This is a genomic window from Streptomyces griseorubiginosus, assembly GCF_036345115.1.
In the GTDB taxonomy this organism is placed as follows: Bacteria; Actinomycetota; Actinomycetes; order Streptomycetales; family Streptomycetaceae; genus Streptomyces; species Streptomyces griseorubiginosus_C.
Genome location: NZ_CP107766.1, coordinates 7,987,714 through 8,003,109 on the forward strand (window position 1 = coordinate 7,987,714; position 15,396 = coordinate 8,003,109).

Consider the following 15,396-nt stretch of genomic DNA (forward strand, 5'->3'; position numbering starts at 1 on the left):
AAATGTGGGTCTATGCGTTTCCTAGAGGCCAGCACCGGTCGACACGTTGAAACACCTCCGGTTCCGTACGACCTGACCTACGACGACGTCTTCATGGTCCCGAGCCGTAGCGCCGTCGGTTCGCGGCAGGGCGTGGACCTCAGCTCCCCGGACGGGACCGGCACCACGATCCCGCTGGTCGTCGCCAACATGACCGCCATCGCCGGGCGCCGCATGGCCGAGACGATGGCACGGCGCGGCGGCCTGGTCGTCATCCCGCAGGACATCCCGATCGAGGTCGTCACCGAGGTCGTCTCCTGGGTGAAGAGCCGCCACCACGTCCTGGACACCCCGATCGTGCTGGCCCCGCACCAGACCGTCGCCGACGCGCTGGCCCTGCTGCCCAAGCGCGCGCACAACGCCGGGGTGGTCGTCGACGAGGCGGGCCGGCCCGTCGGTGTCGTCACCGACCAGGACCTGACCGGTGTCGACCGCTTCACCCAGCTGGAGGTCGTCATGTCGCGCGACCTGCTGCTCCTGGACGCCGGCATCGACCCGCGCGAGGCCTTCAACCGGCTCGACGCGGCCAACCGCCGCTACGCCCCGGCCGTCGACGCGGACGGCAGGCTCGCCGGCATCCTCACCCGCAAGGGCGCGCTCCGGGCCACGCTGTACACACCGGCCGTGGACGCGCAGGGCAGGCTGCGGATCGCCGCCGCGGTCGGCATCAACGGCGATGTGGCGGGCAAGGCGAAGCAGCTGCTCGACGCGGGCGTGGACACGCTCGTCATCGACACCGCGCACGGCCACCAGGAGTCGATGATCACCGCGATCAGGACGGTCCGGGGGCTCGACCCGCAGGTCCCGATCGTGGCCGGCAACATCGTCGCCGCGGAGGGCGTCAGGGACCTCGTCGAGGCCGGTGCCGACATCATCAAGGTCGGCGTGGGCCCCGGCGCCATGTGCACCACCCGCATGATGACCGGCGTCGGCCGCCCGCAGTTCTCCGCCGTGCTGGAGTGCGCGGCCGAGGCGAAGAAGTACGGCAAGCACGTGTGGGCCGACGGCGGTGTCCGGCACCCCCGCGATGTCGCCATGGCGCTGGCGGCCGGTGCCTCCAACGTGATGATCGGGTCCTGGTTCGCGGGCACGTACGAGTCGCCGGGCGACCTCCAGCAGGACGCGAACGGGCGGCTCTACAAGGAGTCCTTCGGCATGGCCTCCGCGCGGGCCGTCCGCAACCGCACGTCCGAGGAGTCGGCGTACGACCGGGCCCGCAAGGCGCTGTTCGAGGAGGGCATCTCCACCTCCCGGATGTTCCTCGACCCGGCCCGTCCGGGCGTGGAGGACCTGATCGACTCGATCATCGCGGGGGTCCGTTCCTCCTGCACCTACGCCGGCGCGAACTCGCTCGCGGAGTTCGCCGAGAAGGCGGTCGTGGGCATCCAGAGCGCGGCGGGCTACGCGGAGGGCAAGCCGCTGCACGCCAGCTGGAGCTAGGCCCGTCGCGTGCGGCCCCCGCCTGGATGCGGGGGCCGTTCGCATGCCCGGTCACGGGCGCGCGCAACGAAGGGCCGCCCTTCCCTGCGGAACGCAACGATCTTGCGAGTGCGTGCAAGGTTGCTGCATTACGACTGTGACGTCCGGGCTCGTAGGGTGCTTCGCTGTACTCACCTGCAGCGACGAAGGAGTCAGCGCGTGCTCGACCAAGGCGCACCCCCGCAACAGCGGACCCCACAGGCCACGGGGCTCGGCGCCCGCCTCATGCGGCGCAAGCCCGTGGAACGCCTGGTCGCCGAGGGCGGCCAGGGCGAGGGAGGGGCGCTGCGGCGCTCCCTGGGCCTGTGGCAGCTGACGATGATCAGCATCGGCGCCACCCTCGGCACCGGCATCTTCGTGGTGCTCGGCGAGGCGGTCCCCAAGGCCGGCCCCGCCGTCACGCTCTCCTTCGTGATCGCCGGACTCACCGCCCTGTTCTCCGCCCTGTCCTACGCCGAGCTGGCCGGCACCATCCCGGTCTCCGGATCCTCGTACTCGTACGCGTACGCAACCATGGGTGAACTGATCGCCTGGATCTGCGGCTGGTGCCTGGTCCTGGAGTACGGCGTCTCGGTCGCCGCCGTGGCCGTCGGCTGGGGCGAGTACCTGAACGAGCTGCTCGACGGGACGATCGGCGTCACCATCCCGGACGCGCTGTCCGCCCCGCCCGGCGACGGGGGCGTCTTCAACCTGCCGGCGCTCATAGTCGTCCTGCTCGCCATGGCCTTCCTGCTGGGCGGCGCCCGCGAGTCCGCCCGCGCCAACACCGTCATGGTCGTCGTGAAGATCGCCGCACTGGTGCTGTTCTGCGCGATCGGGGTCCAGGGCTTCCGCTCGGGCAACTACGAGCACTTCATGCCGCTAGGCATGGCCGGGGTCAGCGCGGCCGGTGCCACGCTGTTCTTCTCGTACATCGGTTTCGACGCCGCCTCCACCGCCGGCGAGGAGGCGAAGAACGCCCAGCGCGACCTGCCGCGCGCGATCATGCTGTCCCTGGTCATCGTGACGGCCCTGTACGTCCTCGTCGCCGCCGTCGCGGTCGGCGCGCGGCCCTGGCAGCACTTCAACGACTCCGAGGCCGCGCTCGCCCAGATCATGCGCGAGGTGACCGGGCAGAGCTTCTGGGGCACCCTGCTGGCGTTCTGCGCGGTCATCGCCATCGCGAGCGTCGTCCTGACCGTGCTCTACGGCCAGACCCGCATCCTCTTCGCGATGGCCCGGGACGGACTCGTGCCGAAGGTGTTCGCGCGCGTCCACCCGAAGACCGGGGCGCCCCGGGCCAACACCGTGATCGTGTCCCTGTTCTGCGGGGTGCTGGCCGCGGCGATCCCGCTCGGGCAGCTCGCCGACGCCACCAGCATCGGCACGCTCTTCGCCTTCGCGCTGGTCAACATCGCCGTCGTGGTGCTGCGCCGGACCCGCCCCGACATGCCCCGTACCTTCCGTGTCCCGCTCTCGCCGGTCTTCCCGGCGCTGGGCTTCGGCTTCTGCGTGTGGATGATGGGCAGCCTGTCCACTGTCACCTGGGTGGTCTTCGGGGTCTGGATGGCCGTCGGGCTCGTGTTCTACTTCGTGTACGGCCATCGCCGTTCCCGACTCGCAACACCCGAAAGCTGATCCACCCACCGTGCTGAACGATCTCGACGAACGCATCGTGCACGCCCTCGCTGAGGACGCCCGCCGCTCCTACGCGGACATCGGGCAGATCGTCGGTCTGTCCGCGCCCGCCGTGAAGCGGCGCGTGGACCGGCTGCGCGCCACCGGAGCCATCACCGGCTTCACCGTACGGGTGGACCCGGCGGCCCTCGGCTGGGAGACCGAGGGGTTCGTCGAGATCTACTGCCGGCGCAACACCTCCCCGGAGACCATCCAGCGGGGCCTGGAGCGCTACCAGGAGGTCGTGGCCGCCTCCACCGTCACCGGTGACGCAGACGCGGTGGTGCAGGTCTTCGCCTCGGACATGCGGCACTTCGAACGGGTCCTGGAGCGGATCGCGGGCGAGCCCTTCGTGGAGCGCACCAAGTCGGTGCTGGTGCTCTCCCCGCTGCTGCGCCGCTTCTCCTCGGGTTCGCCTACCTGACGTGTTCGGCCTGCCGCCGGACCGTCGCCAGCAGGCGCCGTACCGAGAACGCGTGTCCGCGGGTACCGATGACGAGCAGTCGGTAGAGGGCGCCGATCGGGCCGGGGAACCGCGCCCGAGTCTCGGCCCGCAGCCGGATCTGCCCGGGACCGGCCTGGTCGAGCCGGAAGACCAGGGCGTACGTCGAGAAGTAGTGGCGGCCGACCAGGACGAGCTCCCGGTCCGGGTCGGCGGACGCCACGTGGAAGCCCGGGTAGGCCGACCCCTCGGCCATCGGACGCGGCCCCGCCGCCGCCCGGTCCGGACAGCCCACCAGGCTCGCGTAGCCGGCGAATCGGCCCTCGGAGAAGGAACGGTCCAGGACTTCGCCGAGGCCCCGCCAGACCGTGTGGGCCTCCGCCGTCACGATCTCTGTGTGCTCGTCGACGTGCGGGAGAGTGGCGATCTCCATGAGAGCCTCCTTCAGTCGGCCGTCTTCCGGGCCAGCGCGTTGTTGCCGATCGAGTTGTGCACGCTGAAGCTCACCGCATCGGAACGGTAGCGGTCGTCCGACCACTCCACCGGGCGGCCCTCGCGGGTCGTGGTGACCCGGCGGACCCGCAGGAGCGGGCTGGTGCGGCGGACGTCCAGCAGTTCCGCGTCCCGCGCCCCCGCCGCCACCGCGTCGATGACGTGCTCGCCATAGGCGAAGACCAACCCCATGTCGTCGTACAGGCGTTGGGTGACCGAGGGGCAGTCCGGCTCGATCGTCCCGACGGTCGGGGAGATCCAGTCGGCGTACACCGTGCGCTCCAGCAACACCGGTTCACCGTCCAGGCCGCGGACCCGCAGGACGTGCAGCACCGGTGTGCCGACGGGCAGTTGGAGGCGGATCGAGTCCTCCTTCGACGCGGGACGGTACTCCTGCTCGACCACCTGCCCGGTCGCCTCCCGGCCCATCGCCCGCGCCCATTCCGCGAAGCTCCTGAGCTCCGCGAAGCTCTGGCTGCGGCGGCTGGCGAGCACCACGCGGCGGGCGCCCTGGCGGGAGCCGATGAGTCCCTCGGCGGTCAGCGTGGCGACCGCCTGGCGGACCGTTCCGCGCGAGACGCCGTAGTGCGCCGCGAGCTCCGTCTCGGCGGGCAGCAGACTGCCGACGGTGTACTCCTCGCGGTCGATCGCCCGGCGCAGTTCGTCGGCGATCTCCTCGTGTCGCGCCGCCATGCTTCCCCTCTGAGTCGATCGCTGTGCACAGCGTGACCAGCGTAGTCGAGATTTCGAGAGCTGCGCTGGGGGTCCGGATTGTGCGGGAATTCGGGGGCCAGCGTTTCGCCAGTGTTTACCGGTGGGACACCATCGCCCGCCTTACTGGGGCCAACTTGTTCAGACAAGTTTCCTCCCTTTGGCACCTGCACCCTCGCGCGTCCCCTGGAGTAGCCGTGACCGTGTCCCTGCCGAGAAGCGCCGCCCTCGGTGTTCTCGCCACCCTTGCCGCCCTCGCCCTGAGCGCCTGTGGCGCCGCCCCCGACACCGCGTCGAGCACCGCCGACGGCAAGAGCGCCGCCACCGCCGGCTCCGCCGCGGACTTCGGCGGCCTGGACAAGCTGGTCGCCGCCGCGAAGAAGGAGGGCACGCTCAACGCCATCGCGCTGCCCCGCGACTGGGCCAACTACGGTGCCCTGATCGACGGCTTCCAGAAGAAGTACGGCATTAAGATCTCCGTCGAGAACCCCGACGGCTCCAGCCAGGACGAGATCAACGCCGTGACGTCCAGGAAGGGGCAGGACCGCGCGCCGGACGTCCTCGACCTCGGCTCCTCCTTCGCGCTCAGCGCCGCCCAGCAGGGCCTGCTCGCGCCGTACAAGGTGGCCTCGTACGCCGACATCCCCACCGGGCAGAAGGACGCGCAGGCCCGCTGGTACAACGACTACGGCGGTTACATCTCCATCGGCTGCGACGCCAAGCGGGTCAAGACCTGCCCCACCACCTTCGCCGACCTGCTCAAGCCGCAGTACAAGGGCCGAGTCGCCCTCAACGGCAACCCCACCAAGTCCGGTTCGGCCTTCGGCGGGGTCTACGCGGCCGCGCTCGCGAGCGGCGGTTCCTTCGACGACATCCAGCCCGGCCTGGACTTCTTCGCCAAGCTGAAGAAGAACGGCAACTACACCCCCGTCGAGTCGACCCCGGCCACCGTCGAGAAGGGCGAGACGCCGATCAGCATCGACTGGGACTACCTGAACGCGGGGTACGCGGACGAGTTCAAGTCCAAGGGCGTCGACTGGAAGGTCGCGGTCCCGAGCGACGGCGAGTTCTCGCAGTACTACTCCCAGGCCATCAACAAGGACGCCCCGCACCCCGCGGCCGCCCGCCTGTGGCAGGAGTACCTCTACAGCACCGAGGGCCAGAACCTGTGGCTCAAGGGCTACGCCCGCCCGGCCCTGATGACCGCCATGGAGAAGGCCGGCACCCTCGACAAGGCGGCCGCCGCCAAGCTGCCCCAGGTCTCCGGCACCCCGTCCTTCCCGACCGAGGCCCAGCAGGACAAGGCCAAGACGGTCATCGCCGGGGGCTGGGCGAAGGCCGTCTCCGGATGACGACCACCCTCCCACGGGTCGACGACACGGCGACCGCCGCTCCGGCGCAGCGGCGGCGCCGTGCCCTCGGCTGGCTCGCCGTCGTCCCGCTGCTCGCGTTCGTCGCGGTCGCCTTCGGACTCCCGGCCGTCGCCATGCTCGACGGCGCCTTCACCGCCAAGGACCCGGCCACCGGGGCGACTTCGTACACCGTCGACAACCTGACGGCCTCCCTCAAGGGCGCCTACCTCACCGCACTGCTCGGCAGCGTGAAGCTGTCGGCCGTGTCCGCCGCCCTCGGCACCCTGGTCGGACTGCCGCTCGCCCAGGCCGTGGTGACCTCCCGCTTCCGCGCCCTGCGCGAGGCCGTGCTCACCGCCTCCGGGGTCCTCGCCAACTTCGGCGGGGTCCCGCTGGCCTTCGCCTTCGTCGCCACCCTCGGCAACGCGGGCGTCCTGACCCGGCATCTGGGCCTCACCGACAAGGGCTGGGACCTCTACAGCTTCTGGGGCCTGGTCATCGTCTACCTGTACTTCCTGATCCCGCTGATGGTCCTCACCATCACCCCGGCCCTGGACGGGCTGCGCGCCCAGTGGCGCGAGGCCGCCCAGAACAACGGGGCGACGGCCGTGCAGTACTGGCGCTTCGTGGCCCTGCCCGTCCTGCTGCCCACGCTGCTCGGCGGGTTCGTGCTGCTCTTCGGCAGCGCCTTCGCCGCGTACGCCACCGCCGCCGCGATGGTGGGCAGTTCGATCCCGCTGGTCACCCTCCAGATCGCCGACGCGATCTCCGGCAACGTCCTCGTCGGCCAGGAGAACGTGGCGCTCGCCCTCAGCCTCGACATGGTCCTGGTCGCCGGCCTGGTGATGGCCGTGTACCTGCCCCTTCAGCGAAGGAGCGCCCGATGGCTCGCCTGAACCCGTGGCGGTGGGGTGTGCTCGGCCTCGCCGGGCTGTACTTCCTGGTGCCGCTCGCCGCGTCCGTCGTCTTCACCGTCGACGTGCCCGGGCAGGGGATCACCTTCGACGCCTACACCCAGATCTTCTCCACCGACGGCTTCGTCTCCAGCCTGCTGCTCTCGCTGGAGCTGGCCCTGGCCACCATCGCCGTCGTGCTGCTGCTGATGGTGCCCGCCATGGTCGCGCTGCGGCTCGGGGCCCCACGGCTCAGGCCGGTCGTCGAGGTGGTGTGCTCGCTGCCGCTGGTCGTCCCGCCGATCGCGTTCGTCGCCGGCATCGGCACGGTCCTCAAGTGGGGCCCCGACCACCTCTCGCGCACCCCGCTGTTCGAGACCTTCGTGGCGATCCAGAACCCCGACTTCCCGTTCGTGCTCGTCCTCGCATACGTCGTGATGGCGCTGCCCTTCGTGTACCGGGCCCTGGACGCCGGGCTGCGGGCCGTCGACGTGCGCACCCTCGTCGAGGCCGCCCGCAGCTGCGGTGCCGGCTGGCCGCAGGCCCTCGTCCAAGCCGTACTGCCCAATCTGCGGGGCGCGCTGCTCAACGCCTCCTTCCTCACCCTGGCCCTGGTGCTCGGCGAGTTCACCGTGGCCCAGCTGCTGGGCTTCCAGCCCTTCGCGGTGTGGATCGTCAACGTCAGCGGCTCGCAGGCCCAGTTGTCCGTCGCCGTGTCCGTGCTCAGCCTGCTGGTGACCTGGGTGCTGCTCCTCGTCCTGGCCGGCTTCGGCGGCCGTACCCGTACCGCTTCCCGGGGATGACCCATGACCCTTCTTGACACGACCCAGACGACCGCGGCCACCGTCGAATTCCAGGGCCTCAGGCGGGAGTTCGGCCCGACCGTCGCCCTCGACGGACTCGACCTGACCGTGCGGCCGGGTGAACTCCTCGCCCTGCTCGGCCCGTCCGGCTGCGGCAAGACGACCGCGCTCAGGATGCTCGCCGGCTTCGAACACCCCGACTCCGGGCGGGTGCTGGTGGACGGCGAGGACGTGAGCCGGGTCCCGGCCCACCGCCGGGACGCCGGGATGGTCTTCCAGTCGTACAGCCTCTTCCCGCATCTCGACGCCCGCGACAACGTGGCCTTCGGACTGCGCATGCGCAAGGTCCGCACCGCCGAACGGCGGGCCAGGGCAGCGGAGTTGCTGGACCTCGTCGGGCTCGCCGACAAGGGCGGGCGGTTCCCGCACCAGCTCTCCGGCGGACAGCAGCAGAGGGTCGCGCTGGCCCGCGCGCTCGCCCTGCGCCCACGCGTTCTGCTGCTCGACGAGCCCCTGTCCGCGCTGGACGCCAAGGTGCGGCTCAGCCTCCGTGAGGAGATCCGGCGCCTCCAGCAGGAACTCGGCATCACCACCCTCTTCGTCACCCACGACCAGGAGGAGGCCCTGTCCATGGCGGACCGGGTCGCCGTGATGCACGCCGGCCGGCTCGAACAGTGCGCGGCGCCCAGTGAGTTGTACGGCCGTCCCGCCACCGCCTTCGTCGCCGAGTTCGTCGGCACGATGAGCCGGATCCCCGGCCGGCTCGCCCAGGACACGGTCGAGGTGCTGGGACAGCGGCTCCCCGTCGACGGCCCGGTGCCGGTCGCGACCGAGGTCGACGTACTGGTGCGTCCCGAGGCCGTACGGGTGCGGGCCGAGGCCGACGGGACGGCCCGGGTGGTCGCCACGTCCTTCCTGGGCGCGTCCGTCCGCCTCACCGTCCGGCTCGCCGAGGGCACCGAGGTCAAGGCCGACCTGCCCGCCCACGAGTCCGCCGAGCTGACCGCCGGCGCCCCGGTGAGCGTGTCGCTGCCCGAGCGGCCGGTGCTGGTGGCGGAACGACGCACCCCCTGATCCCCCTCGTACGAATCCCCCCACGAAAGAGACCGCTGTGACTCGACTCCCGCTCCAGGCCGTCCTGTTCGACATGGACGGCACGCTCGTCGACACCGAGCGGCTCTGGTGGGAGGCGGTGGAGGAGGTCGCCGGACGTCCGCTGACCGAGGCGGACCGGCCGGACGTGCTCGGCCGCCCGGTCGAGCACACCGCCGCCTGGCTGGCCGCGGCCACCGGCACCCCGGCCGCGGACCTCGCCGACACCCTGCACCGGGAGTTCGCCGACCGCGTCCGCACCGGTGTCGTGCCCCGCCCCGGCGCCCTCGACCTGCTCGACGCGCTGGCCCGCGAGGGCGTCCCCACCGCCCTCGTGACAGCCTCTCCCCGGTCGGTCGCCGACACCGTCCTCGAAGCCCTGGGCGGCGCGAGCCGGTTCGCCGTCTCCGTCACCGCCGACGACACCGAGCACACCAAACCCGCCCCCGACCCCTACCTCGCCGCCTGCCGGGCCCTCGGCGTGGACCCCGCGCGCTGTGTCGCCGTCGAGGACACGGAGACCGGCGTCCGCTCCGCCGAGGCGGCCGGCTGCGCGGTCCTCGCGGTGCCCTCGCTGGCCCCCGTCGAGGCGGCCCCGGGCCGTACGGTCCTGCCCGGACTGGAAGGCGTCACCGTGGCCGGACTGCGCGCCCTGCTGCCGTACCGGCTCCGCGTGATGACCTGGAACCTCTGGTACGGCGGCACCAAGGTCCACGACCACCGCGCCAAGCAGCTCAAGGTCATCGCCGAGACCGGCGTGGACGTGGTCGGACTCCAGGAGACGTACGGCAGTGCCGCCGAGGAGCTCGCCGAGGCGCTGGGCTGGCACCACCACCGCGCCGGGTCGAACCTCGGCATCATCAGCCGGTACCCGATCACCGCCGTGCTGGGCGACCCGGACGTCGGCTTCTACGGAGCCGCCGGCGCGCGGATCGCCGTAGGGGACCGGGAGGTCGAGGTGTGGACCGCGCACCTCGACTACGAGCGGTACGGGCCCTACGCGTCCGAACCGCTCGCCCGCCTCGCCCACGAGGAGGTGCGGCTCGGGCAGTTGCGGGACACCCTGCGCCGGATCGGGGACGCGGCGCCCGCCGTGCTTGTCGGCGACTTCAACTGCCCCTCCCACCTGGACTGGCCCGATGTCGAGTGGCCGGTGACCAAGGCGGCGGAGGAGGCCGGCTTCCGTGACTCCTACCGGGAGGCGCGTCCCGATGCCCTACGCGACCCGGGGCACACCTGGTCCCCGGTCCACGCCGAGCCGGAGCCGCAGGACCGCATCGACTTCGTGCTGCACCGGGGACTGAAGGTCCTCGACTCCCGGACGTACGTCAGTGGCACCCCGCGGACCTGGCCGGATGTCGAGGACAACGACTGGCCCTCCGACCACGCCGCCGTGATCACCACATTTTCGCTGGGCAGCGGGCCGGGAACTGTCTAGCATCGGTGACATGACCTGGCGACATTGATCCACCAGCCGCGCCTCCCGAGGGCCGCCTCGGACGCCGTACCCACGACGTCCGAACCGCCCTTCCGGGAAGGCCTCATGACACTCTCACCCGCACGTGTGCCCGCGACCGGCGTCCGCCGGCTGACGACCACGCTGTACGGCTACGCGTTCCTCGACGACCTCGTCCTGCTCTACCCGGTGTACGCGCTGCTGTTCGCCGACACCGGCCTGCCGCTGTGGCAGATCTCCTCGCTGTTCGCCCTGTGGTCCCTCACGGCCGTCGTCCTGGAGGTGCCCTCCGGGGCCTGGGCCGACACCGTCTCGCGGCGCCGGCTGCTGTGGATCGGCCCGCTGCTCACCGCGGCCGGCTTCGCGCTGTGGGTGACCGTGCCGTCGTACGGCGCGTTCGCGCTGGGATTCGTCCTGTGGGGCGCCGGCGGGGCCCTCGGCTCCGGTTCGCTGGAGGCGCTGGTCTACGACGAGATGGAACGGCTCGGTGCCGCCGACCGGTACGCGCGCGTGATGGGGCGCACCCGGGCGGCCCGGCTGCTGGCCACGGTGGCCGCGATGGGCCTCGCCGGGCCGGTCCTCGCGCTCGGCGGCTACCCGTCCGTGGGCGCCGCGAGCGTCCTGGCCTGTCTGCTGGCCGCGCTCACGGCGACCCGGCTGCCGGAACACCGGGTGCCGGCCGGCAAGGGCAGCACCAGCTGGTCGGCGACCCTGCGGGCCGGGGTCGCCGAGGCCCGCGGCGACCGGACCGTCCGGGGCGCTCTGCTGCTGATCCCGGCCGTCGCCGCGGTGTGGGGCGCGCTCGACGAGTACGTGTCGCTGCTGATCCGCGACCTCGGCGTGGCCGACACCACCGTGCCCTGGCTGGTCCTGCTGGTCTGGGCTGCCGTCACCCTCGGCAGCCTGTTCGCCGGGCCCGCCGAACGCCTCGGCACCCGGGGCCTCGCCGCCCTGATCGCCGGGGCCGCACTCGCCCTGGCCGTGGGAGCCGGGGCCCGCACCCCGGCCGGTATCGCCCTCGTCGGCCTCGCCTTCGCCGGCTTCCAGCTGGCCGAGGTGCTCGCCGACGTCCGCCTCCAGCACCGCATCGACGACGCCCGGCGGGCCACCCTGACCTCGGTGGCGAGCCTGGGCACCGAGCTGGTCACGGTCGCCGTGTTCGGCGTGTACACGCTGCTCGGCGCGTCGCTGGCGCACAGCACGGTCTTCGTGATCCTGTCCGTGCCGTATCTGGTCACCGCGCTGGTGCTGTCCCGGGGACGCCGACGTCCGCGCAACGAATCGCCGGAGGACCGCCTCCGCACGCAATGAACCGCTCACCGGCGCGCAACGGCTCCTTCTTGTTCGCGCCGGTGAGCCGCCCGTACCTTCTATATGGCCCGCTCCGTGGCCCCCACATCCACCTTCCGCCCGGTGAGGATCACGCATGCGCACCGCCCTGCTCCAGAGCTCCGGCCGCCCCGGCTCCGTCGAGGGGAACCTCAAGGTCCTCGACGAGGCCGCGGCCAGGGCCGCCGCCGCGGGTGCCGCGCTGCTGGCCGCTCCGGAGATGTTCCTCACCGGGTACGCGATCGGCGACGACATCGGCCGACTCGCCGAGGCGGCCGACGGGGACGGCGCGGACGCCGTCGCGGAGATCGCCTCCCGGCACGGCCTCGCGATCGCGTACGGCTACCCGGAGCGCTGCGGCGACACCGTCCACAACTCCGCCCAGCTGATCTCCGCCGACGGCACCCGCCTCGCCGGCTACCGCAAGACCCACCTCTTCGGCTGCTTCGAACGCGACCACTTCACGGCGGGGGAACAGCCGGTGGTCCAGGCCGAACTGGGCGGCCTGCGCGTCGGGTTGATGATCTGCTACGACGTCGAGTTCCCGGAGAACGTCCGCGCCCACGCCCTCGCCGGCACGGACCTCCTGATCGTCCCCACGGCCCAGATGCACCCCTTCCAGTTCGTCGCCGAGTCCCTCGTGCCGGTGCGGGCCTGGGAGAACCAGATGTACGTCGCCTACGTCAACCGGGTCGGCCAGGAAGGGGACTTCGACTTCGTCGGGCTCTCCGTGCTGGCCGGACCCGACGGGGTGGCCCGGGCCCGCGCCGGGCGCGGTGAGGAGCTGGTCCTCGCCGACCTCGACCCCGCCCTCCTCGCCGCCTCCCGCGAGGCCAACCCGTATCTGACGGACCGCAGGCCCGGCCTCTACGGCTCCCTCGTCTGACCCACCCGCTCGCCCACGGGTCCCTCGTCCGGCCCCCGCCTGCCCCAAGCCCGCTTCAAGGAGTTCGCACCCCATGACGTCCACCGTGCCCAACGCCGTCGAGCACGCAGACGAGCAGCAGCCGCCGATCACCATGTTCGGGCCGGACTTCCCGTACGCCTACGACGACTTCCTCGCCCACCCGGCGGGCCTCGGGCAGATCCCGGCCACCGAGCACGGCACCGAGGTCGCGGTGATCGGCGGCGGTCTCTCCGGCATCGTGGCCGCGTACGAGCTGATGAAGATGGGCCTCAAGCCGGTCGTGTACGAGGCCGACCGGATCGGCGGCCGGCTGCGGACCGTGGGCTTCGAGGGCCAGGGCACGGAGGGCCTCACCGCGGAGATGGGCGCGATGCGCTTCCCGCCCTCCTCGACGGCCCTCCAGCACTACATCGACCTCGTCGGTCTGGAGACCCGCCCCTTCCCCAACCCCCTCGCGGAGGCCACCCCTTCGACGGTCGTCGACCTCAAGGGCGAGTCCCACTACGCCGAGACGATCGACGACCTCCCGCAGGTCTACCGCGATGTCGCCGCGGCCTGGAACAAGTGCCTCGAAGAGGGCGCCGACTTCACCGACATGAACCGCGCCCTGCGCGAGCGGGACGTGCCGCGCATCCGCGAGATCTGGTCCCGGCTCGTGGAGAAGCTCGACAACCAGACCTTCTACGGCTTCCTCTGCGACTCCGAGGCGTTCAAGTCCTTCCGGCACCGCGAGATCTTCGGCCAGGTCGGCTTCGGCACCGGCGGCTGGGACACCGACTTCCCCAACTCCATCCTGGAGATCCTGCGGGTCGTCTACACCGAGGCCGACGACCACCACCGCGGGATCGTGGGCGGCTCGCAGCAGCTGCCGCTCCGGCTGTGGGAGCGCGCGCCGGAGAAGATCGTGCACTGGCCGTACGGCACCTCGCTGGCGAGCCTGCACCCGAACGGCGAGCCCCGGCCCGCCGTCACCCGGCTGCACCGCACCGCCGGCAACCGGATCACCGTGACGGACGCGGACGGTGACATCCGCACGTACCGGGCGGCGATCTTCACCGCGCAGTCCTGGATGCTGCTGTCCAAGATCGCCTGCGACGACTCGCTCTTCCCGATCGACCACTGGACGGCGATCGAGCGCACGCACTACATGGAGAGCTCCAAGCTGTTCGTGCCCGTCGACCGGCCGTTCTGGCTGGACAAGGACGAGGAGACGGGCCGTGACGTCATGTCGATGACGCTCACCGACCGGATGACGCGCGGGACTTACCTCCTCGACGACGGCCCCGACAAGCCGGCCGTCATCTGCCTCTCCTACACCTGGTGCGACGACAGCCTGAAGTGGCTGCCGCTGTCCGCGAACGAGCGGATGGAGGTCATGCTGAAGTCCCTCGGCGAGATCTACCCGAAGGTCGACATCCGCAGCCACGTCATCGGCAACCCGGTCACCGTCTCCTGGGAGAACGAGCCCTACTTCATGGGCGCGTTCAAGGCCAACCTGCCCGGCCACTACCGCTACCAGCGGCGCCTGTTCACCCACTTCATGCAGGACCGGCTGCCCGAGGACAAGCGGGGCATCTTCCTCGCCGGCGACGACATCTCCTGGACGGCGGGCTGGGCCGAGGGCGCGATCCAGACCGCCCTGAACGCGGTCTGGGGCGTCATGCACCACTTCGGCGGCGAGACCGACGCGACCAACCCCGGCCCGGGCGACCTGTACGACGAGATCGCGCCGGTGGAGCTGCCGGAGGACTAGGTCCCGGAGAGGAACCCGGACGGTTGACTCTCGGGCCACCCGAGACTCGCAGAATGGGCCCGTGCTGAGCATCGGGAGCTTCTCACCGGCCGCCGGTCTGTCGATCCAGGTGCCGGTCGATGCGATGCGCGCGGGGCGGACTCGGCGTCGGCGCTGTGCCGGCCGAGCACCGTGAGCGCCTGCGGTCCAGAGCCGACTCGCTGACGAACCTCATCGAGATCGTCGATCGCTACACGGACCAGGGGTAAGGCCCGGCAGCGGGGTCAGGAGCATGCGGCCCGCGAATCCCACCGCCGTGTCCAGGCGTTCGGTGAACTCGCCGGCCACGTCGGGCAGTCCGCGCAAGGCCCACAGGGCACGGGCCGCGGTCCAGGTGGCATCGCGGGCGCGGTCCAGGCTCCAGGAGCCGAGGAGATGGGTGAGCGGGTCGGCGACCTGGAGGACGTCGGGGCCCGGCATCAGCTCCTCGCGGATGCGCTCCTCCAGCGAGACGAGGAGGTCGCCCACGCGGTCGAACTCGTCCTCCACGTCGGCGGGTTCGCAGCCGAGGCTACGACACGTGTCCACCACGGCCAGCGCGAGGTCGTGCCCGATGTGCGCGTTGATGCCCGCCAACGCGAACTGCAGGGGTCGTACACCGGGATGACGGCGGAACTGGAACAGCGGCCGCCAGCAGGCCGGCGGACGGTGTTCGCGGGCGGCCGCGTCCACCGCCGCCAGATAGCGCTCGGCGAACCGCACGTCCAGCGTGATCGCGGCCCGCGCGTCCGCGAACCCGCCCGCGTCGACGCAGCGGTCGACGGCCTCGGTGACGGCGAGGTAGACGCGGTTGAAGACCGCTACGCCGTCCCGTTCCGGAAGGGCCTCGTCCAGGGCGCGCATACGGGAGACGACCGCGTCGACGGGAGTGGTGAACTGTTCCAATTGCGCCATAACGGCAGGGTCCCAGTCCTAGGCTGGCCGGGGTACCGGCGGGCCCGACGCTTCCCCAG

Annotated in this window: 14 protein-coding genes; 11 read left to right on the plus strand and 3 right to left on the minus strand. The window is 71.6% G+C overall.

Features of this window, described 5'->3' with window-relative positions; translation table 11 throughout:
* Window positions 1–12: 12 nt before the first annotated feature.
* The 3 genes from OHN19_RS36100 (at window position 13) to OHN19_RS36110 (ending at window position 3,598) form a co-directional block, all read left to right on the plus strand.
* Window positions 13–1,479: a GuaB1 family IMP dehydrogenase-related protein gene (locus OHN19_RS36100; RefSeq protein ID WP_330268211.1), complete on the plus strand. Its 1,467-nt coding sequence runs from the start codon at window positions 13–15 to the stop codon at window positions 1,477–1,479.
* 198 nt (window positions 1,480–1,677) lie between these two features.
* Window positions 1,678–3,135, plus strand: a complete 1,458-nt coding sequence (locus OHN19_RS36105) for an amino acid permease (protein ID WP_330268212.1) — start codon at window positions 1,678–1,680, stop codon at window positions 3,133–3,135.
* A 10-nt stretch (window positions 3,136–3,145) separates the two neighbouring features.
* The gene (locus OHN19_RS36110; RefSeq protein ID WP_020117426.1) at window positions 3,146–3,598 is read left to right on the plus strand and encodes an Lrp/AsnC family transcriptional regulator; all 453 of its coding nucleotides are present in this window, start codon (window positions 3,146–3,148) and stop codon (window positions 3,596–3,598) included.
* Here the strand turns inward: OHN19_RS36110 and OHN19_RS36115 are convergent.
* Window positions 3,591–4,049 carry a hypothetical protein gene (locus OHN19_RS36115; protein ID WP_330268213.1) on the minus strand — a complete coding sequence of 153 codons (459 nt, stop codon included), beginning with the start codon at window positions 4,047–4,049 and terminating at the stop codon, window positions 3,591–3,593. The genes OHN19_RS36110 and OHN19_RS36115 overlap by 8 nt on opposite strands.
* 11 nt (window positions 4,050–4,060) lie before the next feature.
* Window positions 4,061–4,801: a GntR family transcriptional regulator gene (locus OHN19_RS36120; protein WP_330268214.1), complete on the minus strand. Its 741-nt coding sequence runs from the start codon at window positions 4,799–4,801 to the stop codon at window positions 4,061–4,063.
* A gap of 215 nt (window positions 4,802–5,016) precedes the next feature.
* Between OHN19_RS36120 and OHN19_RS36125 the strand changes: the two genes are divergently transcribed.
* From OHN19_RS36125 to OHN19_RS36160, 8 genes are all read left to right on the plus strand, one after another.
* Window positions 5,017–6,171: an ABC transporter substrate-binding protein gene (locus OHN19_RS36125; RefSeq protein ID WP_330268215.1), complete on the plus strand. Its 1,155-nt coding sequence runs from the start codon at window positions 5,017–5,019 to the stop codon at window positions 6,169–6,171.
* Window positions 6,168–7,067 (plus strand): ABC transporter permease, encoded by a 900-nt coding sequence (locus OHN19_RS36130; protein ID WP_330268216.1) that lies wholly within the window; start codon window positions 6,168–6,170, stop codon window positions 7,065–7,067. The genes OHN19_RS36125 and OHN19_RS36130 overlap by 4 nt, the downstream gene beginning before the upstream one ends.
* Entirely contained in the window at window positions 7,055–7,867 is an 813-nt protein-coding gene (locus OHN19_RS36135) for an ABC transporter permease (RefSeq protein ID WP_330268217.1), read from the plus strand. The genes OHN19_RS36130 and OHN19_RS36135 overlap by 13 nt, the downstream gene beginning before the upstream one ends.
* A 3-nt stretch (window positions 7,868–7,870) precedes the next feature.
* Complete coding sequence (locus OHN19_RS36140; protein ID WP_330268218.1) at window positions 7,871–8,941, plus strand: ABC transporter ATP-binding protein; 1,071 nt, start codon at window positions 7,871–7,873, stop codon at window positions 8,939–8,941.
* 37 nt (window positions 8,942–8,978) lie between these two features.
* Complete coding sequence (locus OHN19_RS36145) at window positions 8,979–10,397, plus strand: HAD-IA family hydrolase (RefSeq protein WP_330268219.1); 1,419 nt, start codon at window positions 8,979–8,981, stop codon at window positions 10,395–10,397.
* 105 nt (window positions 10,398–10,502) lie between these two features.
* Complete coding sequence (locus tag OHN19_RS36150; RefSeq protein ID WP_330294135.1) at window positions 10,503–11,726, plus strand: MFS transporter; 1,224 nt, start codon at window positions 10,503–10,505, stop codon at window positions 11,724–11,726.
* Between the two features lie 115 nt (window positions 11,727–11,841).
* Window positions 11,842–12,630, plus strand: a complete 789-nt coding sequence (locus OHN19_RS36155) for a carbon-nitrogen hydrolase family protein (protein ID WP_330268221.1) — start codon at window positions 11,842–11,844, stop codon at window positions 12,628–12,630.
* Window positions 12,631–12,703: 73 nt separating this feature from the next.
* Window positions 12,704–14,404, plus strand: a complete 1,701-nt coding sequence (locus OHN19_RS36160) for an NAD(P)/FAD-dependent oxidoreductase (protein ID WP_330268222.1) — start codon at window positions 12,704–12,706, stop codon at window positions 14,402–14,404.
* A gap of 210 nt (window positions 14,405–14,614) precedes the next feature.
* On the opposite strand, the gene OHN19_RS36165 is transcribed toward OHN19_RS36160, so the two are convergent.
* Complete coding sequence (locus OHN19_RS36165) at window positions 14,615–15,337, minus strand: DUF5995 family protein (RefSeq protein WP_330268223.1); 723 nt, start codon at window positions 15,335–15,337, stop codon at window positions 14,615–14,617.
* Window positions 15,338–15,396 lie beyond the last annotated feature (59 nt).

What these genes read in the sequence shown, in the direction of transcription:
- OHN19_RS36130 (WP_330268216.1), top strand. Translation starts at nt 6,168, where the DNA reads ATGACGACCACCCTCCCACGGGTCGACGACACGGCGACCGCCGCTCCG.
- OHN19_RS36135 (WP_330268217.1), top strand. Translation starts at nt 7,055, where the DNA reads ATGGCTCGCCTGAACCCGTGGCGGTGGGGTGTGCTCGGCCTCGCCGGG.
- OHN19_RS36140 (WP_330268218.1), top strand. Translation starts at nt 7,871, where the DNA reads ATGACCCTTCTTGACACGACCCAGACGACCGCGGCCACCGTCGAATTC.
- OHN19_RS36115 (WP_330268213.1), bottom strand. Translation starts at nt 4,049, where the DNA reads ATGGAGATCGCCACTCTCCCGCACGTCGACGAGCACACAGAGATCGTG.
- OHN19_RS36100 (WP_330268211.1), top strand. Translation starts at nt 13, where the DNA reads ATGCGTTTCCTAGAGGCCAGCACCGGTCGACACGTTGAAACACCTCCG.
- OHN19_RS36120 (WP_330268214.1), bottom strand. Translation starts at nt 4,801, where the DNA reads ATGGCGGCGCGACACGAGGAGATCGCCGACGAACTGCGCCGGGCGATC.
- OHN19_RS36155 (WP_330268221.1), top strand. Translation starts at nt 11,842, where the DNA reads ATGCGCACCGCCCTGCTCCAGAGCTCCGGCCGCCCCGGCTCCGTCGAG.
- OHN19_RS36150 (WP_330294135.1), top strand. Translation starts at nt 10,503, where the DNA reads ATGACACTCTCACCCGCACGTGTGCCCGCGACCGGCGTCCGCCGGCTG.
- OHN19_RS36165 (WP_330268223.1), bottom strand. Translation starts at nt 15,337, where the DNA reads ATGGCGCAATTGGAACAGTTCACCACTCCCGTCGACGCGGTCGTCTCC.
- OHN19_RS36160 (WP_330268222.1), top strand. Translation starts at nt 12,704, where the DNA reads ATGACGTCCACCGTGCCCAACGCCGTCGAGCACGCAGACGAGCAGCAG.